The organism is Paraburkholderia fungorum, from assembly GCF_046026025.1.
GTDB classification, from domain to species: Bacteria; Pseudomonadota; Gammaproteobacteria; order Burkholderiales; family Burkholderiaceae; genus Paraburkholderia; species Paraburkholderia fungorum_E.
In genome coordinates this window covers 195509-214651 of sequence record NZ_JAQQFL010000002.1, presented here as the reverse complement: position 1 = coordinate 214651, position 19143 = coordinate 195509, and the positions used below count along the sequence as shown (strand labels likewise).

The 19143-nt window shown below is 62.0% G+C and carries 18 protein-coding genes; 14 read left to right on the top strand and 4 right to left on the bottom strand.

Annotation, left to right across the window (positions count from 1 at the left end):
* Positions 1–127 precede the first annotated feature (127 nt).
* The 6 genes from lpxD to PQR67_RS03080 all read left to right on the top strand — a co-directional run bounded on the left by lpxD (position 128) and on the right by PQR67_RS03080 (position 5603).
* Positions 128–1246, top strand: coding sequence for a UDP-3-O-(3-hydroxymyristoyl)glucosamine N-acyltransferase (lpxD, locus tag PQR67_RS03105; protein ID WP_408454303.1), 1119 nt, complete (start codon positions 128–130; stop codon positions 1244–1246).
* A gap of 237 nt (positions 1247–1483) precedes the next feature.
* Complete coding sequence (gene fabZ, locus PQR67_RS03100) at positions 1484–1948, top strand: 3-hydroxyacyl-ACP dehydratase FabZ (RefSeq protein ID WP_020065638.1); 465 nt, start codon at positions 1484–1486, stop codon at positions 1946–1948.
* Positions 1949–2039: 91 nt separating this feature from the next.
* Positions 2040–2828, top strand: a complete 789-nt coding sequence (lpxA, locus tag PQR67_RS03095; RefSeq protein WP_408454300.1) for an acyl-ACP--UDP-N-acetylglucosamine O-acyltransferase — start codon at positions 2040–2042, stop codon at positions 2826–2828.
* A gap of 3 nt (positions 2829–2831) precedes the next feature.
* A complete protein-coding gene (lpxB, locus tag PQR67_RS03090) occupies positions 2832–4001 on the top strand; it encodes a lipid-A-disaccharide synthase (RefSeq protein WP_408454297.1) in 1170 nt (389 codons plus the stop codon).
* The gene (gene rnhB, locus PQR67_RS03085; protein WP_408454294.1) at positions 3998–4759 is read left to right on the top strand and encodes a ribonuclease HII; all 762 of its coding nucleotides are present in this window, start codon (positions 3998–4000) and stop codon (positions 4757–4759) included. Before lpxB ends, rnhB begins: the two co-directional genes overlap by 4 nt.
* 61 nt (positions 4760–4820) lie before the next feature.
* Positions 4821–5603: a TrmH family RNA methyltransferase gene (locus tag PQR67_RS03080; protein WP_408454291.1), complete on the top strand. Its 783-nt coding sequence runs from the start codon at positions 4821–4823 to the stop codon at positions 5601–5603.
* A gap of 90 nt (positions 5604–5693) precedes the next feature.
* Here the strand turns inward: PQR67_RS03080 and ppsR are convergent, their stop codons facing one another.
* Positions 5694–6509, bottom strand: a complete 816-nt coding sequence (ppsR, locus tag PQR67_RS03075) for a posphoenolpyruvate synthetase regulatory kinase/phosphorylase PpsR (protein ID WP_120348175.1) — start codon at positions 6507–6509, stop codon at positions 5694–5696.
* 540 nt (positions 6510–7049) lie between these two features.
* On the opposite strand from ppsR, the gene ppsA reads away from it, so the two are divergent.
* The 3 genes from ppsA to PQR67_RS03060 all read left to right on the top strand — a co-directional run bounded on the left by ppsA (position 7050) and on the right by PQR67_RS03060 (position 11100).
* Positions 7050–9455 (top strand): phosphoenolpyruvate synthase, encoded by a 2406-nt coding sequence (gene ppsA / locus PQR67_RS03070; protein WP_408454286.1) that lies wholly within the window; start codon positions 7050–7052, stop codon positions 9453–9455.
* 181 nt (positions 9456–9636) lie between these two features.
* Entirely contained in the window at positions 9637–10092 is a 456-nt protein-coding gene (locus PQR67_RS03065) for an NfeD family protein (RefSeq protein WP_408454283.1), read from the top strand.
* Between the two features lie 75 nt (positions 10093–10167).
* Complete coding sequence (locus PQR67_RS03060; protein ID WP_408454280.1) at positions 10168–11100, top strand: SPFH domain-containing protein; 933 nt, start codon at positions 10168–10170, stop codon at positions 11098–11100.
* 69 nt (positions 11101–11169) lie between these two features.
* On the opposite strand, the gene smpB is transcribed toward PQR67_RS03060, so the two are convergent.
* The gene (gene smpB / locus PQR67_RS03055; protein WP_042323149.1) at positions 11170–11616 is read right to left on the bottom strand and encodes an SsrA-binding protein SmpB; all 447 of its coding nucleotides are present in this window, start codon (positions 11614–11616) and stop codon (positions 11170–11172) included.
* 100 nt (positions 11617–11716) lie between these two features.
* On the opposite strand from smpB, the gene PQR67_RS03050 reads away from it, so the two are divergent.
* Both PQR67_RS03050 and PQR67_RS03045 read left to right on the top strand, forming a co-directional pair.
* Positions 11717–12154: a type II toxin-antitoxin system RatA family toxin gene (locus PQR67_RS03050; protein ID WP_408454277.1), complete on the top strand. Its 438-nt coding sequence runs from the start codon at positions 11717–11719 to the stop codon at positions 12152–12154.
* Positions 12151–12483, top strand: a complete 333-nt coding sequence (locus PQR67_RS03045; RefSeq protein ID WP_408454274.1) for an RnfH family protein — start codon at positions 12151–12153, stop codon at positions 12481–12483. The genes PQR67_RS03050 and PQR67_RS03045 overlap by 4 nt, the downstream gene beginning before the upstream one ends.
* 57 nt (positions 12484–12540) lie before the next feature.
* On the opposite strand, the gene PQR67_RS03040 is transcribed toward PQR67_RS03045, so the two are convergent.
* Positions 12541–13518 (bottom strand): DMT family transporter, encoded by a 978-nt coding sequence (locus PQR67_RS03040; protein ID WP_408454812.1) that lies wholly within the window; start codon positions 13516–13518, stop codon positions 12541–12543.
* 358 nt (positions 13519–13876) lie between these two features.
* Here PQR67_RS03040 and guaB point away from each other — a divergent pair, with 358 nt between their 5' ends.
* The 3 genes from guaB (at position 13877) to guaA (ending at position 17835) form a co-directional block, all read left to right on the top strand.
* Positions 13877–15337, top strand: a complete 1461-nt coding sequence (gene guaB / locus PQR67_RS03035; RefSeq protein WP_408454270.1) for an IMP dehydrogenase — start codon at positions 13877–13879, stop codon at positions 15335–15337.
* A gap of 6 nt (positions 15338–15343) precedes the next feature.
* Positions 15344–16048: a hypothetical protein gene (locus PQR67_RS03030; protein ID WP_408454267.1), complete on the top strand. Its 705-nt coding sequence runs from the start codon at positions 15344–15346 to the stop codon at positions 16046–16048.
* 203 nt (positions 16049–16251) lie between these two features.
* Positions 16252–17835, top strand: coding sequence for a glutamine-hydrolyzing GMP synthase (guaA, locus tag PQR67_RS03025; RefSeq protein ID WP_408454264.1), 1584 nt, complete (start codon positions 16252–16254; stop codon positions 17833–17835).
* Between the two features lie 245 nt (positions 17836–18080).
* Here guaA and PQR67_RS03020 read toward each other — a convergent pair whose 3' ends face one another.
* Positions 18081–19094 (bottom strand): porin, encoded by a 1014-nt coding sequence (locus PQR67_RS03020; RefSeq protein ID WP_408454261.1) that lies wholly within the window; start codon positions 19092–19094, stop codon positions 18081–18083.
* Positions 19095–19143: the final 49 nt, after the last annotated feature.

The following is a 19143-nucleotide window of genomic DNA, read 5'->3' as shown; positions in this document are numbered from 1 at the left end:
GACGGCGCTGGTTCGCAACACCGGCGGTAGAACGGACAAGTTGGACTGATTGGCGGCAGCAAGCTTGCATGGGACCAGAGTAGGCGCTAAAGCGCCAACTCTGATCGACACAGGAGACAGGATAGGCATGGCATTTACGCTCGAGGACATCGTCAAACGGTTCGGCGGTGAAGTAGTCGGAGATGGTTCGCAGCGCGTCGGCAGTCTGGCGCCGCTCGACCAGGCAGGCCCGGACCAACTGGCGTTCCTCGCCAACCCGAAGTACCTGTCGCAGGTCGAGACGACCCGCGCAGGCGCGGTGTTGATCAATGCCGACGACCTCGCGAAGCTCGGTTCCCCCGAAAGTCATTTGCATGCCGCGCGTAATTTCATCGTCACGCCGAATCCGTACGCTTACTTCGCGCGCGTCGCGCAGACTTTCATCGATATGGCCGCGCCTAAGCCGGTTCCTGGCGTGCATCCGAGCGCGACCATCGACCCTTCCGCGCAAATTGCCGCGAGCGCGGTGATCGGCCCGAATGTCACGGTGGAAGCGGGCGCGGTGATCGGCGAAAACGTGCGCCTGGATGCCAACGTAGTGATCGGCCGCGGCACGCGGATCGGCGCGGGCTCGCATCTGTATCCGAATGTCGCGGTGTATTACGGCTGCAAGCTCGCTGAGCGCGTGATTGTGCACGCCGGTGCAGTGATCGGCTCGGACGGCTTTGGTTTCGCACCGGATTTCGTGGGCGAAGGCGATGCGCGTACCGGCGGCTGGGTAAAGATTCCGCAGGTCGGCGGTGTGTCGATCGCGGCAGACGTCGAAATCGGTGCGAACACGACGATCGACCGTGGCGCGATGGCCGACACGATCATCGAAGAAAGCGTGAAGATCGACAACCTCGTGCAGATCGGTCACAACTGCAAGGTGGGCGCCTATACGGTGATCGCGGGTTGCGCGGGTATCGCGGGCAGCACCACCATCGGCCGCCACTGCATGATTGGCGGCGCGGTTGGGATCGCCGGTCACGTGACGCTGGCTGACTATGTGATCGTCACGGCGAAGTCCGGCGTGTCGAAGTCGTTGTTGAAAGCTGGCATCTACACCAGCGCGTTCCCCGCGGTGAACCACGCAGACTGGAACAAGAGCGCCGCTTTGCTGCGTAACATCGACAAACTCCGTGACCGTATCAAGGCGCTCGAAAATGCTGCGTCGGCAGGCAAGCCAGCCGACACAGCCAGCAATTCCGCGGGCGACCAAACCTGAGATTTCCGACTCAACCCGTTCGCCAACCCCGCTGGCCAACACCTTGCAGGACAATCCGCGGGGCAACCCGCCGGCACCGCGTAAAATAGCGGGCAAGCATCAGGAAGCAAAGTCGGTTGCCGTGACCGGGTGGCATGGCCGCCGGGTCCTGGCAAGCGCCGGCAGCATGCGTTACCAACCCACCTGCACCAGCATTCGCAGTCATCATCGCGCAGTTAATGCGTGAGTAGAAACACCATGAGCACCGAAAAAATCAATCTCGACATTCATAAGATTCTCACGCTGCTGCCACATCGCTACCCGATCCTGCTGGTCGACCGGGTGCTCGAACTTGAGCCGCATAAGAGCATCAAAGCGTTGAAGAACGTGTCGATCAATGAGCCGTATTTCCAGGGCCACTTCCCGACGCGTCCGGTGATGCCCGGCGTGCTGATCCTCGAAGCGCTCGCGCAAACGGCAGCCTTGCTGACGTTTTCGGAAGAGCCGAGCGATCCGTCGAACACGCTGTATCTGTTCGTGGGCATCGACAATGCGCGTTTCAAGCGGGTGGTGGAACCGGGCGATCAGCTGATCCTGAACTGCACGTTCGAGCGTCATATGCGCGGCATCTGGAAGTTCAAGGCGCGCGCCGAAGTGGATGGTGCCGTGGCGGCGGAAGCCGACCTGATGTGCGCGGTACGGCACACGGACAAAGACGCTTAAAGGTGTCCGGGCAGTCAGCGGCTTACCCTGAGCCCTGCAGGCTCCGGCTACGTCCATCCGGACAACGCAACAGAATCAGAAGCGAGGACGCATGAGCAGGATTCATCCCACTGCGATCGTCGAACCAGGCGCGCAACTCGACGAATCCGTCGAAATCGGACCGTATGCCGTCATCGGCGCGCATGTGACGATCGGCGCACGGACCACGGTCGGTTCGCATAGCGTGATCGAAGGTCACACCACGCTCGGTGAAGACAACCGGATCGGCCACTACGCATCGGTCGGCGGCCGTCCGCAGGATATGAAGTACAAAGACGAGCCGACCCGGCTCGTGATCGGCAGCCGCAACACCATCCGTGAGTTCACCACGATCCACACCGGCACGGTGCAGGACTCGGGCGTCACGACGCTCGGCGACGACAACTGGATCATGGCCTACGTGCACGTCGGGCACGATTGCCATGTCGGCAACAACGTCATTCTGTCGAGTAATGCGCAGATGGCGGGCCACGTGACCATTGGCGACCACGCCATCGTCGGCGGCATGTCGGGTGTGCACCAATTCGTGCGTATCGGCGCGCATTCAATGCTGGGCGGCGCTTCGGCACTCGTACAGGACGTCCCGCCGTTCGTGATTGCCGCGGGCAACAAGGCCGAGCCGCACGGTATCAATGTCGAAGGTCTGCGCCGCCGCGGTTTTTCGCCGGACGCGATCTCCGCGCTGCGCTCGGCGTACCGCTTGCTGTACAAGAACGGCCTGTCGCTGGAAGAGGCGAAGGTGCAGTTGCGCGAACTCGCGTCCGCGGGTGGCGATGGCGATGAGCCGGTACAAACGCTGCTCGCGTTTGTCGAAGCGTCGCAACGCGGCATCATCCGCTAAGCGATGGCGCTCAACCCAAGTCCGCTGCGCGTGGCGATGGTCGCCGGCGAGCCGTCCGGCGATCTGCTGGCGGCGTCGCTGCTCGATGGCCTCGCGAGCCATCTGCCTGCCGCCACCCAGTACTATGGGATCGGCGGTCCACGCATGATCGCCACGGGCTTCGACGCCCACTGGCCGTTGGAAAAGCTGGCGGTGCGCGGCTATGTCGAAGTACTGCGGCATATTCCCGGGATCCTCGCCATCCGCAACGAACTGAAGCGCCAGTTGCTGGCCGAGCCGCCGTCGGTGTTCGTCGGCGTGGACGCACCCGATTTCAACTTCGGCCTCGAGCATTCGTTGCGCGAGGCGGGTATTCCGACCGTTCACTTTGTCTGCCCGTCTATCTGGGCGTGGCGGGGCGGCCGCATCAAGAAGATCGCCAAGGCGGTCGACCACATGCTCTGCGTGTTCCCGTTCGAAACGGCACTGCTGGAAAAGGCGGGTGTCGCGGCGTCCTACGTGGGCCATCCGCTCGCTGACGAGATTCCGATCGAACCCGATACGCTTGGTGCGCGCCGCGCGCTCGGCCTCGCTGAAAGTGGCCCGATCATCGCGGTGCTGCCGGGCAGTCGGCGCTCGGAGATCGACCTGATCGGTCCGACGTTCTTTGCCGCGATGGAGATGATGCAGCACCAGGAGCCTGGCTTGCGTTTCGTGATGCCGGCGGCCACGCCCGTGCTGCGCGAAATGCTGCGGCCGCTGGTTGATGCGCATCCCGGGCTCGCGCTGACCATTACCGACGGCCAGTCGCAACTCGCCATGACGGCGGCCGATGCGATTCTCGTCAAGAGCGGTACGGTGACGCTTGAAGCCGCGTTGCTGAAAAAGCCGATGGTGATTTCATACAAGGTGCCCTGGCTAACCGGCCAGATCATGCGCCGCCAGGGCTATCTGCCGTACGTCGGCTTGCCGAATATTCTGGCGGGGCGTTTCGTCGTGCCGGAAATTTTGCAGCATTTCGCCACACCTCAGGCGCTTGCCGAGGCCACGCTGAAACAGTTGCGCGACGAAGCTAACCGGCGCACGCTGACGGAAATCTTCACGGAGATGCATCACGTGCTGAGGCAGAACACCGCGCAGCGTGCGGCGGAAGTGGTGGCAAGCGTCGTCGAGAAGCGCAGGGCGCTGCCGTGACCACCGCGCGCGCACCACGCCGCAAGACTGCGAGCGCTGCAGGCGCGGCGGCGCGGCAGGTTGGTCTGGACTTCGAGACACCGGATGACATCGTCTGCGGCGTCGACGAAGCCGGGCGCGGGCCGCTGGCCGGCCCCGTGGTCGCTGCGGCGGTGATTTTCGATCCGTCGAAACCGATGATTCGCGGACTCGACGATTCCAAAGCGCTCACCGCCAGAAAGCGCGACGAACTGTACGACAAGATCGTCGAGCGGGCGTTGGCTTACTGCGTAGCGTTGGCCACTGTCGAAGAAATCGACAGGCTCAACATCCTGCACGCCACCATGCTGGCGATGAAACGGGCGGTCGAAGGTCTGTCAGTCGTGCCGACACTCGTAAAAATCGACGGCAACCGCTGCCCGACGCTGAGCATTCGCAGCGAGGCGGTGATCGGCGGCGATGCACTGGTCAAGAGCATTTCGGCGGCGTCGATTCTCGCCAAGGTCACGCGCGACCGGATGCTGCTCGAATTGCATCAAACCTATCCGGTCTACGGCTTTGACGCGCACGCCGGATATGGCACGCCGCAGCATCTCGCGGCGCTGCGTGAACATGGGCCCTGTGAGCATCATCGGCGCTCGTTCGCGCCAGTGCGCGAAGCGCATCAGCGTTTTGGCGCGGCATTGAAGCTGCCGGCGGCCGACGTAATCGTCATGTCCGGAACGCTTACCGGCGCAATGCTCGACGACGACGCCTTCGGCGAGCGCGGCGGCGCCTGAGCGCCACGTGTGACCCGGCGCGTCGCCCATTCATTTTCCATTCTCACTGTCTTCGCTGCCTGTGAAAGCCATCACCTCGCGGGACAATCCGCTCTACAAGCGCCTCAAGGCACTGGCCGGCTCGACGCATCAGCAACGCCGCAGCGGCCATGCACTGCTCGAAGGGTTCCATCTCGCGAGCGCCTATCTCGACGTCGCCGGGCAGCCGGAAATGTGCATCGTCACCGAGGGCGCGCTGCGCCACGACGAAGCGCAGGCGATCGTGTCGCGCATCGACGAGCATCGTATCGTCACGCTGCCCGACGCGTTGTTCGGCCAGGTGTCGAACGTCGTGCACGGTGTCGGGATTCTGCTGCTGGTTGAAAAGCTCGACACGCCGCTGCCGGAGAAGGTCGGAGAAACCTGCCTCGTACTCGATGGCGTGCAGGACGCCGGTAACGTCGGGTCGATTCTGCGCAGCGCGGCGGCCGCTGGTATTCAACAGGTGTTTTGCGCACCGGGCACCGCGTACGCGTGGTCGTCGAAGGTATTGCGCTCGGGTATGGGCGCACATTTCCTGCTGCAAATCCACGAGGACGTCGAAGCGCAGAGCCTGATCGAGCGCCTCGCGGTACCCGTCGTCATTACGGACTCGCACGGCGCCGAGGCGATCTACGACTGCGATCTGAGCGGACCGCTCGCATGGGTGTTCGGCAACGAAGGCGCGGGCGTGTCGCAGACCTGGCGCGATGCCGTTTCCTTGCGGGTGACGATTCCTCAGCCGGGTGGCATGGAATCGCTCAATGTGGCGGCCGCGGCGGCGGTTTGTGTCTTCGAACAGTGCCGCCAGCAGCGCCGCGCGTGAGCCTGCACTGACCGTGGTGCTGAGGTGACCGCCGCGATCACCTCAGTGCCATGCGCGTAAGTAAAACAGCGTGCCGCTCAGCGGCCACGCTCAATAAGCCGGCCGGTCCAGCTTGATCTCCTGCAGGATCGTCGTCGCGATCTCTTCGATCGACTTATGCGTCGACGACAGCCACTTGACCCCTTCGCGCCGCATCATCGCTTCGGCTTCATTGATTTCGTAGCGGCAATTTTCCGGCGCGGCGTACTTGCTGCCCGGCCGGCGCTCGTTACGAATCTCCGACAGCCGCTGCGGATCGATCGACAAACCAAACATCTTCTGCCGATGCGCCAATAGCGGCGTAGGTAGCTTGCCACGTTCGAAGTCTTCCGGAATCAGCGGGTAATTGGCCGCTTTCACGCCATACTGCATGGCGAGGTACAGGCTCGTCGGCGTCTTGCCGCTGCGCGATACGCCGACCAGAATCACGTCTGCGTCGGCCAGATTGCGGTTGGATTGACCGTCGTCGTGGGCGAGCGAAAAATTGATTGCCTCGATCCGGTTCTTGTATTCCTCGGTATCGGCGTTCTGGTGGCCGCGGCCCATCGCGTGGCTCGACTTGAGCTCCAGTTCCTGCTCGAGCGGCTCGACGAAGGTCTGGAACATGTCCAGCACGAGCGCATTCGAGCCTTTGACGATCTGGTTCGAGGCGCTGTCCACCAGCGTCGTAAAGACGATCGGACGGCGGCCGTCCTGCTGGGTCGCTTCGTTGATCTTTTCTAGCGTGACGTAGGCTTTTTCCGTCGAGTCGACGAAGGGCACGCGAACCAGGCGGAATTTCTGGTCGAACTGGGAGAGGATCGAATGCGCGAAGGTTTCGGCAGTGATCCCGGTACCGTCGGAGACGATGAATACGGTGGGCGGCATCAGTGGGGCTGGGGAACGTGAGCGGGAAAAAGCGCTCGAATGAAACATCGCTGCATCGACGTCGCTGCACGGTGGCTAGCCGGAAATTGCAGCGGCGTCATGTCAGCGCGCCGTGGGCACCGCAATTGCGTCCGGATGGCGGCGGGCCTCGCGAGAGCTTCGCAAAAGCCCGTCAGCCGGTCCGGGGCGCGATTCGAGGCGCAATTCTCGTCCGACTGTCACATTTTGAGAGTCGGCACGGTAGAATAGCGGCAACCTGTTGGATAAGCAATTGCAGGCGATTGGCGTCTAACTCACCGCGAACGGTCGGTCAACGCCGCGCTTTCAGCCGGTAACTTGCGACGAATAGGGTGGATCGATCGGCAATTTCGCCCATCCGCTTTCTACGTCGTGCATCCGGCGCTCATTGGCTCTCGCGGCCGTTTGCAGCGATTGCTTCTCCAACAGGTTGTGCAAGACGCGAGCTCACGCTTCCAACGAGCGTCTCGCGTTCAAGCCCACTTGCACAGCCGTGAATTTCTTTCACACTTAGGGGCTTGTATGACTAACGCAGTTACCGTCGCAAAGGAAGAGGCGTATGTAGTTCCGTTTGAGCAGTTGCGGATGACCGATGTGGAGATTGTCGGCGGCAAGAACGCATCGCTGGGCGAGATGATCAGTCAACTCGCCGGCGCGGGTGTTCGCGTGCCGACTGGCTTCGCCACCACGGCACTGGCTTTCCGCGACTTCTTGCAGCACAACAATCTGACCGAACGCATTGCCAAACGTCTCGAAACGCTCGACGTCGACGACGTGAAGGCGCTTGCCGAAGCGGGCAAGGAGATCCGTCAATGGATCGTCGACGCCCCGATGCAATCGCGTCTCGAAGCGGATATCCGCGCAGGTTTCGACACCCTGCAAAACAGCTCGCCTGAAGAGTTGTCGTTTGCCGTGCGTTCGTCGGCAACGGCAGAAGACTTGCCGGACGCATCGTTCGCGGGTCAGCAGGAAAGCTACCTCAACGTGGTCGGCATCGACGAGGTGCTCGATCGCATGAAGCACGTGTTCGCGTCGTTGTATAACGACCGTGCTATCTCCTATCGCGTCCACAAAGGTTTCACCCATGCTGAAGTCGCGTTGTCGGCGGGCGTGCAGCGCATGGTGCGCTCGGACGTCGGTGCGGCAGGCGTGATGTTCACGCTGGACACGGAATCCGGCTTCAAAGACGCTGTTTTCATCACGTCGAGCTACGGCCTGGGCGAAACGGTCGTGCAGGGCGCCGTGAATCCGGACGAGTTCTACGTCTTCAAGACCACGCTTGCCCAAGGCAAGTACCCGATCATTCGCCGCTCGATCGGCTCGAAGCTGATCAAGATGGAATTCACCAAGGCCGGTGAGCAAGGCCGCGTGAAGACCGTCGACGTCGCGCACGAGCAGCGCAACCGTTTCTCGATCACGGACGAAGACGTGATCGAACTCGCGAAATACGCCGTCATTATCGAAAAGCACTACGAGCGTCCGATGGACATCGAGTGGGGCAAGGACGGCCGCGACGGCAAGATCTTCATTCTGCAGGCACGTCCGGAAACGGTGAAGAGCCAGGCCGCGGGCAAGGCGGAGCAACGCTTCAAGCTGAAGGGCCAATCGAACGTGCTGGCGACCGGCCGTGCAATCGGCCAGAAGATCGGCGCGGGTCCGGTGCGCGTGATCCACGATCCGTCGGAAATGGACCGTGTGCAGCCGGGCGACGTGCTGGTGGCCGACATGACCGACCCGAACTGGGAGCCGGTAATGAAGCGCGCGGCGGCAATTGTCACGAACCGTGGCGGCCGTACCTGTCACGCGGCGATTATCGCGCGTGAGCTGGGCGTGCCGGCCGTGGTCGGCTGCGGCGATGCGACCGACGTGCTGAAGGAAGGGGCGCTTGTGACCGTGTCGTGCGCCGAAGGCGACGAAGGCAAGATCTACGACGGCCTGCTCGAAACCGAAATCACCGAAGTGCAGCGCGGCGAACTGCCGGCGATTCCGGTGAAGATCATGATGAACGTCGGCAACCCGCAGCTCGCCTTCGACTTCTCGCAACTGCCGAACGCAGGCGTGGGTCTGGCACGGCTGGAATTCATCATCAACAACAACATCGGCGTTCACCCGAAAGCGATTCTCGAGTACCCGAACATCGATCAGGACCTGAAGAAGGCCGTGGAAAGCGTGGCGCGTGGCCATGCATCGCCGCGCGCGTTCTACGTCGACAAGCTGACCGAAGGCATCGCCACGATCGCGGCGGCGTTTTATCCGAAGCCCGTGATCGTGCGTCTGTCGGACTTCAAGTCGAACGAGTACAAGAAGCTGATCGGCGGTTCGCGTTACGAGCCGGACGAAGAAAACCCGATGCTGGGCTTCCGTGGCGCATCGCGTTACATCGCTGACGACTTCGCCGAAGCGTTCCAGATGGAATGCATCGCGCTGAAGAAGGTGCGCGAAGAGATGGGCCTCGACAACGTCGAGATCATGGTGCCGTTCGTGCGTACGCTGAAGCAGGCGGAGCGCGTGGTCGGGTTGCTGGAGAAGTTCGGCCTGAAGCGCGGTGAGAAGAATCTGCGCCTGATCATGATGTGCGAAGTGCCGTCGAACGCGATTCTCGCCGAGGAATTCCTGCAATTCTTCGACGGTTTCTCGATCGGTTCGAACGACCTGACGCAGCTCACGCTCGGCCTTGACCGCGACTCGGGCATGGAACTGCTGGCAGTCGATTTCGATGAACGCGACCCGGCGGTGAAGTTCCTGTTGAAGCGCGCGATCGATACGTGTCTGCGACTGAACAAGTACGTCGGTATCTGCGGGCAGGGCCCGTCGGATCACCCGGACTTCGCGCAATGGCTGACCGATGAAGGCATCAAGTCGATCTCGCTGAACCCGGATTCGATCATCGAGACGTGGCAGCAGTTGGCGAAGTCGCTGGTGAAGTAATCAAGGCCAGCAAGCAAAGCAAATAAGCGCGGGGCAGGTGCCCAATAAGCAGTGTGCATAAAGGGTGGTGCGGTACATCAAAAGCACGTAAAAGCGTGCTGCACCGACCGGTAATATGCACCCGCTTCGTGCTATAAACACCCCGGTAGATCCGGGGTGTTTTGCTTTGTGGAGATTCAACATGGCGCCAGGTGGATTGTTCTGGTGGATCGGGGCGGGTGTGCTTGTCGTGCTCGAGTTGATCAGCGGTACGTTCTATTTGCTGATGATCGCTTTGGGTTGCGTGGCGGCAGCCATTGCCCATATCGCGGGCGCTGCTGCCGACCTGCAGTTTGCGATTGCGGCCGTTGTGGCGCTGGCGGCAGTCCTGTTGCTGAGACGATCGAGCTTTGGCCGCAGAACGCGCAAGGAGGCGTCGAAAAACCCGGACGTCAATCTGGATATTGGCCAAACGTTGAACGTGCCGGCATGGCATGAGCACCGGGCGCGCGCCAATTATCGCGGAGCTGCGTGGGACGTCGAACTGGCCGCCGGCGAGCCCGAAGATGCGCAGCTCTATGAAATCGTGGAGATGCGCGGCAGTTGCCTTGTCGTCGTGGCGAGCCGGCAGGCGAAAACCGGGGCCACCGTGAACTGAGCGCACACCAACGCTCACATCAACGCGTGCACGGAACCAGGCACAACAATTCGAACTACGGACCGGAGGTCAGTCATGGATTCAACCATCGTCGCGGCGGTGCTTCTGCTTATCGTGATCGTGCTCGCGGCACAGACACTCAAGATCGTGCCTCAGCAGCATGCGTGGGTGCTGGAGCGGCTTGGCCGCTATCACCGCACGTTGACGCCGGGCTTGAGCTTCGCGTTTCCGTTCGTCGACCGGATCGCGTACAAGCACATCCTCAAGGAAATCCCGCTCGAAGTGCCGAGCCAGGTGTGTATTACGCGCGACAACACGCAGTTGCAGGTGGATGGCGTGCTGTATTTCCAGGTCACCGACCCGATGAAGGCGTCGTATGGTTCGAGCAACTTTGTGTTCGCGATTACGCAGTTGTCGCAGACCACGCTGCGTTCGGTGATCGGCAAACTCGAACTCGACAAGACTTTCGAAGAGCGCGATTTCATCAATCACAGCATCGTGTCGTCGCTCGATCAAGCGGCGGCGAACTGGGGCGTCAAGGTGCTGCGCTATGAGATCAAGGACCTGACGCCGCCCAAGGAAATTCTTCACGCCATGCAGGCGCAAATCACCGCCGAGCGCGAGAAGCGCGCGCTGATCGCGGCATCCGAAGGGCGTAAGCAGGAGCAGATCAACATCGCATCCGGCGGGCGCGAGGCGTCGATCCAGAAGTCCGAAGGCGAGCGGCAGGCGGCGATCAATCAGGCGCAGGGTCAGGCCGCGGCGATTCTGGCGGTGGCCGAGGCTAACTCGCAGGCGATTCAGAAGATCGCTGCGGCAATCCAGTCGAACGGCGGGATGGAAGCCGTGAACCTGAAGGTGGCCGAGCAGTACGTGAACGCCTTCGGTAACCTGGCGAAGCAGGGCACCACGCTGATCGTGCCGGGCAACCTCGCGGATATGAGTTCGATGATCGCCTCGGCGCTGACGATCGTGAACAAGGGGAAGGGCGCGACGGAAGTCCGCTGATTCAGGTTTTTTCTGTCCAAAAAAATGGCCCGCATAAAAAGCGGGCCATTTTTTGTTGAATCGCCACGATCACGACGGCGAACGCATCAGGCGCGCCTTCTCGCGCTCCCAGTCGCGCTTCTTTTCAGTCTCGCGCTTGTCGTGCTGCTTCTTGCCCTTGGCCAGCCCGATCTCGCATTTGACCCGGCCGCCCTTGTAGTGGAAGTTTAGCGGGACGAGCGTATAGCCACGCTGCTCGACTTTGCCGATCAGTTTGCTGATTTCCTCGCTGTGCAGCAGTAGCTTGCGCGTGCGCACCGGGTCCGGATTGATGTGGGTCGAGGCCTCGGGCAGCGGGCTGATGTGCGTGCCGATCAGGAACAGTTCGTTATTCTTGATGACCACGTAGCCTTCCTTGATCTGGCCACGCCCGGCGCGCAGGGCTTTGACCTCCCATCCCTCGAGCACGAGCCCCGCTTCATAGCGTTCTTCGACCGAGTAGTCGTAGAAGGCTTTTCTGTTGTCAATGATGCTCATGAATGGAAAGTGCCCAACTCGTTTAAAATCACGATTTTAGCAAAGCGGGGCAAGGAAAGCCCGCGGCGCTTGTCCACCCTTGCCACGCGCTGTTCAATTTATGGCAGATGTCCAGAAAACCGTGTTGATCCGCCATTCGGCGGAACAGATGTTCGACCTCGTTACCGACGTCGCCGATTACCCCAACTTCCTGCCCTGGTGCGGGGGTGTCGAAATCCGCCGCCAGGACGAAACCGGCATGGAGGCGAAGATCGATATCAACTTCAAGGGCATCAAGCAGCATTTCGCCACGCGCAACAGCATGGAGCGGCCCACGCGCATCGATATGGAGTTCGCTGACGGCCCGGTTCGCAAATTCACCGGCTTCTGGCGTTTCACGCCGTTGCGCGCGGATGCCTGCAAGATCGAATTCGCGTTGCACTACGAATTCACCAACATCATTCTCGAGAAGATCATTGGACCGGTGTTTAGCCACATCGCCAACACCTTCGTCGAATCGTTCGTGAAGCGCGCCGATCAGCGCTACGGTAAGGCATGAGCGCGCGCTTGTCGATTGAAGTCTGCTACGCGCTCGCCAACGAGCAGACGCTGATCGCCGTGGAACTGCCGCAAGGCGCCACGCTGCAGCAGGCGCTCGACGCAAGCGGCATCTTGCAGCGTTACCCTCAGATCGATCTGGGCACACAGAAAGTCGGCGTGTTCGGCAAGCCCAGACCATTGGATACGGTGCTCGCCGACCACGATCGCGTCGAGATTTACCGGCCTCTGCTGGTGGATCCGAAGCTCTCGCGGCAAAGGCGCGTCGAGAAGACCCGCAAGGCGGGTTCGATCGAAGGGCGCCGCTGGCAGAACAAGGATTCGCGTTAGGGCGCTTGCTGCGTTTGTTATGTTTGCTATGTTTGCCGCGCTAGCGCGGTTTGTGCCTTAGTGCGCCGCCGGTTGCGCCTTTTCCTCGATCGAAGTCGCGCCGGATGTGCCGTCGTCCGCATGCTGGCGCACCGACCAGCATACCCCTGCCACCAGTAGCAGGATCGCCGCGGTTTCCAGCGGGCGTGGCAGGCGCTGGTCGTAGATGAACGCGTAGAGCAGCGCGAAGAGCGTCTCGAACACGATCATCTGGCCAGACAGGGTGAGCGGCAGCCGTTTCGACGCCGCATTCCACAGCCCGTTGCCGAGCCACGAGGCGCCGACTGCGAGGCCCAGATTCAGCATCCAGAAGCTATGCCAGCGCGCGTCGCCGAGCGGCCCTTGCAGGGCGCCAGACGGCACGGCGGCGACCAATAGCCACAAAGCCGCCCCAAGCGCGCCGGTCACCACCCCCCACAGCACCGACCACTCGTTGCCACTGAAATGCGTCTGACGCTGCAGATAGCGTGAGTTTTCGACCGCGAACCAGGTCCAGCAGGCAAGCGCGCCGGCCGCGCAGGCGAGGCCGAGGAGTTTCGTCGCGATACTGACCGGTGTGCTGTCCGCAACCGTGAAGACGTCGACGTTGATGCAGGCGATGCCGGCCACCACCAGCGAAAGCGGCCAGACGAGGCGGGCGAGCGGCACGGCGCCGTGATCGCGCCGGCCGAGCAGTGTCACCGTGACCGGCAGCACGCCGACGATGAGGGACGCCGGCGCGATGCCGATCATATGGACCGCGGCGGTCAGCAGCAGGTAGTAGAGCAGGTTGCCGGCCAACGCCAGTTTGACCAGGGCGCCGACATCCTCGCGGGTCAGGCGTTTGACGAGCGAGCGCGCCATTGGCAGCGCGGCGGCCAGCGAGACGATGCCATACATCGTGTAGCGGCCCGTGGAGAGCAGCAGCGGCGAAAAATCGGGCAGCACGCGCGGCACCAGAAACACCATACCCCATAAGGCCCCGGCCATTACTCCATATGCCACACCGCGCTGCATCGACTGCCCCTGCAAGAAAACTGGAATGGTCGGCAGAATAGCCGTTTGGCGGCCCAGGTGTCTTGTTTGATTCTGCATTCCAGCGGTTGTATCCCACGTTTTCAGGCGCCTTTTAAGGTTCCCGCAGGGGCCGGGCAGCCTGGATGCCGCCCGGATTGTCCGCGTTCGAACCAGCTGGCGCCTCCATGCGCCCGAACGCGCAAACGAAACCGGATCGAACCCGAGGCGAACGCGGAAGCGAAATCGAAGGGTGCAAAGTCGTGAAAAAAATCTCCCGAAATTCGCTAAGCTGCTGTTAGTGCAGTGAAAACCGGGGAGGTATCGCGTATAATTCGCTTTTGCGCCTATAGGATTTGCCATGCGTCTGATCCAAACAGCACTCACGTTCGATGACGTGCTCCTCGTCCCGGCCTTTTCTGATGTTTTGCCGCGCGACACCAGCCTCAAGACCCGGCTGACCCGCAACATCTCCCTGAATATGCCGCTCGTGTCCGCCGCCATGGATACGGTCACCGAAGCCCGTCTCGCGATCGCGATGGCGCAAATGGGTGGCGTGGGCATCATCCACAAGAATCTCACGCCGGCCGAACAGGCGCGTGAAGTTGCCAAGGTCAAGCGCTTTGAGTCGGGCGTCGTGCGCGATCCGATCACCGTGCCGCCGCAAATGAAGGTGCGCGACGTCATCGCGCTGTCGCGCCAGCATGGCATTTCGGGCTTCCCGGTCGTCGAAGGCGCGCAACTGGTCGGCATCGTCACGAACCGCGACTTGCGTTTCGAAGAACGTCTGGACGAGCCGGTGCGCAACATCATGACGCCGCGCGAGCGCCTCGTCACCGTCAAGGAAGGCACGCCGCTCGCCGAAGCCAAGGCGCTGATGCACAGCCACCGCCTCGAACGCGTGCTGGTCATCAACGACGCATTCGAACTGCGCGGCCTGATGACGGTAAAAGACATCACCAAGCAAACCGAACACCCGGACGCGTGTAAAGACGAACACGGCAAGCTGCGCGCAGGCGCCGCGGTCGGCGTGGGCGAAGACAACGAAGAACGCGTGGAACTGCTGGTGCAGGCCGGCGTGGACGTGATCGTCGTCGATACGGCGCACGGCCACAGCAAGGGCGTGCTCGAGCGCGTCCGCTGGGTCAAGCAGAAGTTCCCGCACGTCGAGGTGATTGGCGGCAACATCGCCACCGCGGCGGCGGCCAAGGCGCTGGTCGAATACGGTGCAGACGGCGTGAAGGTCGGTATCGGCCCGGGCTCGATCTGCACGACGCGGATCGTCGCCGGCGTGGGCGTGCCGCAGGTCACCGCGATCTCGAACGTGTCGGAAGCGCTGAAGGGCACGGGCGTGCCGGTCATTGCCGACGGCGGCGTGCGTTTCTCGGGCGACGTCAGCAAGGCGCTGGCCGCCGGTGCGAATTCCGTGATGATGGGCAGCATGTTCGCCGGCACCGAAGAAGCGCCGGGCGACGTGTTCCTGTTCCAGGGCCGCCAGTACAAGTCGTACCGTGGCATGGGCTCGGTCGGCGCGATGAAGGACGGCGCTGCAGACCGCTACTTCCAGGACAACTCCGCGAACATCGACAAGCTGGTGCCGGAAGGCATCGAAGGCCGCGTCGCCTACAAGGGCTCGGTCAACGCGATCCTGTTCCAGCTGATCGGCGGCGTGCGCGCCAGCATGGGCTACTGCGGCTGCCGCACGATCGCGGAGATGAACGACAAGGCCGAGTTCGTCCAGATCACGGGCGCGGGCTTGCGCGAGTCGCACGTGCATGACGTGCAGATCACCAAGGAAGCGCCCAACTACCACGTGGACTAAACGCCAATGAAGCCATTGCTGCGCGCTGTACTCATCCTCGATGCGTTGTTGCTGTTTGCGTTCGGCCTGCTGTTTCTGCTGACGCCGTGGACTTCGTTGTACAACGCGCTGCTTCTGGTGCAAACCCAGCCGGCTCTGGTCGGCCAGGGGTTTGGCGTGGCGCTGATCGGACTCGCGTGGCTCGCTTTGCACGCGTCGATCGACGGTTCGCTCACGTCGACGGTCGCCAAGGTCGTCGGCCACGTGAACTGGCTGACTGGCGTGCTGATGCTGGTCTGGCTGCTCGGGCTGCATACGCCGGCGCTGACCGGTTTCGGGCAGATCATCGCGGTGCTGACCGGGGTGGTGCTGCTGGTCGTGGGTCTTGGCGGTGTGCGCCTGTCGGGCGCGGTGCGGCGGCGCGAAAAGCTGCGGCTGGTTGAAGCCGCGGCCGCCGAGCGTGCCGAAAAGCAGGCTGCGAAAGATGTCGCTAAAGACGCTGCCAACAGGCGTGACGCCGCTCGCGTGACAGCGGAACCCGTCTATCGCGCCGAGCCGGTTGTCGAGCCCGTTATGCCGGTCACACGGCCTGTGAGTCCTGTTTCGGCTGCGCCGTTCGATCCGGTGGTCGACGAGCCGGGCCTGACGGCGTCTGAACGTGCCGCGCGCGACGAAGCCCGTAACGCCGCCGCCGACGCACCCGGTGCGCCCCGGCCGCCGTTTCATGGCTGACGCGCCAAGCGCCAGAACGCCAGCCGAAGCTACCGGATTCCGTACGTGCGTGCCACAGGTGAGTGCCTGCGGCGCCGGCCGATACCAGACGCTTCATCGTTACGCTTCATGTTCGATCGTCCCCACGTGGACCGCTTTGAATTCAACGCCGCGCTACTTGCGCGGTATCCCGTATCCGTTCACTTTTGACTCCGTCCGCTGCCATGCATGACAAGATCCTGATCCTCGACTTCGGTTCGCAAGTCACCCAACTGATTGCACGTCGCGTTCGCGAAGCCAACGTGTATTCGGAAATTCATCCCCACGACGTCGACGCGTCGTTCATTCGCGATTTCGCGCCGAAGGGCGTGATCCTCTCCGGCGGCCCGAGCTCGGTCACCGAAACCGATGCACCCCGTGTGCCGCAAGTGGTGTTCGAACTCGGCGTGCCCGTGCTGGGCATTTGCTACGGCATGCAGGCAATGGCCGAGCAGCTCGGCGGCAAGGTCGATATTGGCCACCTGCGTGAATTCGGCTACGCCGAAGTGCGGGCGCGCAACCATACGAGCCTGCTCGAAGGCATCAGCGACTTCACCACGCCGGAAGGTCACGGCATGCTGAAGGTGTGGATGAGCCACGGCGACAAGGTGCTGGAAATGCCCGCGGGCTTCCAGTTGATGGCTTCGACGGAATCGTGCCCGATCGCGGCGATGGCCGACGAAGCGCGTCATTTCTACGGTTTGCAATGGCACCCGGAAGTGACGCACACCGTGCAGGGCCGTGCGATGCTCGAACGCTTCGTGCTGCAGATTTGCGGTGCGAACCCCGACTGGGAAATGGGCCATTACATCGATGAAGCCGTCGCGAAGATTCGCGAGCAGGTCGGCAACGAGCACGTGATTCTGGGCTTGTCGGGTGGCGTGGATTCGTCGGTGGCGGCGGCGCTGCTGCATCGCGCGATCGGCGACCAGCTCACCTGCGTGTTCGTCGATCACGGCCTCCTGCGGTTGAACGAAGCCGAGCAGGTGATGGCGACTTTCGCTGAGAACCTCGGCGTCAAGGTGATCCACGTCGACGCGAGCGACGTGTTCCTGTCGAAGCTGGCCGGCGTGACCGACCCGGAAGCGAAGCGCAAGATCATCGGCGCGGAATTCGTCGAGGTGTTCCAGACCGAAGCGAACAAGCTGACCGACGCGAAGTGGCTCGCGCAAGGCACGATCTATCCGGACGTGATCGAATCGGCTGGCAAGGGCAAGAAGGCGACGCAGACCATCAAGAGTCACCACAACGTGGGTGGTCTGCCTGAGACGCTGAATCTGAAGCTGCTTGAGCCGCTGCGCGAACTGTTCAAGGACGAGGTGCGTGAACTTGGCGTGAAGCTCGGTTTGCCGCCGGCGATGGTGTACCGCCATCCGTTCCCGGGCCCGGGTCTGGGCGTGCGAATTCTCGGCGAAGTGCGCCGCGATTTCGCGGATCTGCTGCGTCGCGCGGACGCGATTTTCATCGAGACGCTGCGTACGTTTATCGACAAGGAAACGGGCAAGTCATGGTACGACCTGACGAGCCAGGCGTTTGCGGTGTTCCTGCCGGTGAAGAGCGTGGGCGTGATGGGCGACGGCCGGACTTATGAGTATGTCGTGGCGCTGCGCGCTGTGCAGACGCTCGACTTCATGACCGCGCATTGGGCGCACCTGCCGCACGAGTTGCTGGGGCATGTGTCGAACCGCATCATCAATGAAGTGCGCGGGATTAACCGGGTGGTTTATGACATCTCGGGGAAACCGCCGGCAACGATCGAGTGGGAGTAATTCAGGCTGCTCCCGAGTGGTTCCGGGAGCTCCTGTTTTTCCGTTCGCAGTCGTAACGTCGACTGATGCTATAAGTTTCCGTTACGACGATCGGCTAATGACTGCGGGGAGACCCCGGTCATCGGCCGGTACGATTCGATGCTCCCGTTGTGGAAGCAGCGAGATGCTGATGAACTCAGTCTCGGTATGTCTACGGTAATCGCCACATCAGACCTGGTCGCTCCGTGCCGGACGGCTAACACGGTCTAAAACGCCTGAACGATTCCAACCTGCACGCCCTTGGCCGCCGCACCCGGGTACGCAAGCGCAAGCCCCGCATTGGCGGCGCCGGCCAGACGATATTGCGCGGTGCCTCGATTGTCGAGCCACGAGAGCGCTGTGTAAATGCTCGTGCGCTTGGAAAGCGAGTAGTTGAACATCGCGCTGTACTGAGCCGCGTCGTTACTCCCGTTACGGTCCTGCAAGAACGTATAGCCCAGCGCGACATACGCGAACGGCGAGAAACTCCAGCGTCCCGAGACTTCGTAGCTGCGGATATCGATGCGCAGATCGTCCCAACTGGCCGAGGCGTAGCCGGCATAGAGCCGCACCGCACCGAAGTCGTACGAGCCGCCGGCAAAGGTGGAGCGCTCGGTGCTGGTCGCCGTGGCATTGCGAACGCCCTGCGTGGCGTACACCGCCGAGATCGCCCGGTTGTCATAGGTCAGCGCGAACTGGTAGTTCGATCCGCCTGAGCGAAAGCCGCCGGCATCGCCGAGGCCAAGATAGCCACTCGCCTGAAAGCCGGCGATTTTCGGCGAGAAGTACGAGACGGTGTTGCTCGTGCGGTAGGTGTACACACTCAGATTATCGATGCCGGAGGCCTGGGTCGCGCCGCCGAACGCGTCGAGGCGGCCCTCATTGAGGAACAGCAGCGAATTCTGCCGCCCGGCACGCACGCTCCCCCAGTTTCCCGAAGCGCCGATCCACGCCTGGCGGTTGAACATCGAACCTGGCGTGGCGAATGTGCCGTCGTTCGAATTGAAGCCATTTTCCAGCGTGAAATCGATCTTGTTGCCGCCGCCAATATCCTCCGATCCGCGAAAACCGATGCGTGTGCCGTATTGGCCGCTGCTGTTCATTGCGGCGGTATAACCTTTGCCCGTGTTCACGTATTGCACGAAGGTATCGACAAGGCCGTACATGGTGACCGACGATTGGGCATGCGCATTCGATGCGACGAGGAATGGCAGCGCGAGTAGTGGGACGAAGCGTTTCATTTGTCTCCTGCGATTTTTATTAATGTAGGAATACGAAATATAGGAATAA

Coding starts and splice junctions, on each gene's coding strand:
- PQR67_RS03045 (WP_408454274.1), top strand. CDS start 12,151: ATGAGCGCGCGCTTGTCGATTGAAGTCTGCTACGCGCTCGCCAACGAG.
- lpxD (WP_408454303.1), top strand. CDS start 128: ATGGCATTTACGCTCGAGGACATCGTCAAACGGTTCGGCGGTGAAGTA.
- guaA (WP_408454264.1), top strand. CDS start 16,252: ATGCATGACAAGATCCTGATCCTCGACTTCGGTTCGCAAGTCACCCAA.
- guaB (WP_408454270.1), top strand. CDS start 13,877: ATGCGTCTGATCCAAACAGCACTCACGTTCGATGACGTGCTCCTCGTC.
- lpxA (WP_408454300.1), top strand. CDS start 2,040: ATGAGCAGGATTCATCCCACTGCGATCGTCGAACCAGGCGCGCAACTC.
- fabZ (WP_020065638.1), top strand. CDS start 1,484: ATGAGCACCGAAAAAATCAATCTCGACATTCATAAGATTCTCACGCTG.
- PQR67_RS03060 (WP_408454280.1), top strand. CDS start 10,168: ATGGATTCAACCATCGTCGCGGCGGTGCTTCTGCTTATCGTGATCGTG.
- PQR67_RS03050 (WP_408454277.1), top strand. CDS start 11,717: ATGGCAGATGTCCAGAAAACCGTGTTGATCCGCCATTCGGCGGAACAG.
- PQR67_RS03040 (WP_408454812.1), bottom strand. CDS start 13,518: ATGCAGCGCGGTGTGGCATATGGAGTAATGGCCGGGGCCTTATGGGGT.
- lpxB (WP_408454297.1), top strand. CDS start 2,832: ATGGCGCTCAACCCAAGTCCGCTGCGCGTGGCGATGGTCGCCGGCGAG.
- ppsA (WP_408454286.1), top strand. CDS start 7,050: ATGACTAACGCAGTTACCGTCGCAAAGGAAGAGGCGTATGTAGTTCCG.
- PQR67_RS03030 (WP_408454267.1), top strand. CDS start 15,344: ATGAAGCCATTGCTGCGCGCTGTACTCATCCTCGATGCGTTGTTGCTG.
- PQR67_RS03020 (WP_408454261.1), bottom strand. CDS start 19,094: ATGAAACGCTTCGTCCCACTACTCGCGCTGCCATTCCTCGTCGCATCG.
- smpB (WP_042323149.1), bottom strand. CDS start 11,616: ATGAGCATCATTGACAACAGAAAAGCCTTCTACGACTACTCGGTCGAA.
- PQR67_RS03065 (WP_408454283.1), top strand. CDS start 9,637: ATGGCGCCAGGTGGATTGTTCTGGTGGATCGGGGCGGGTGTGCTTGTC.
- ppsR (WP_120348175.1), bottom strand. CDS start 6,509: ATGCCGCCCACCGTATTCATCGTCTCCGACGGTACCGGGATCACTGCC.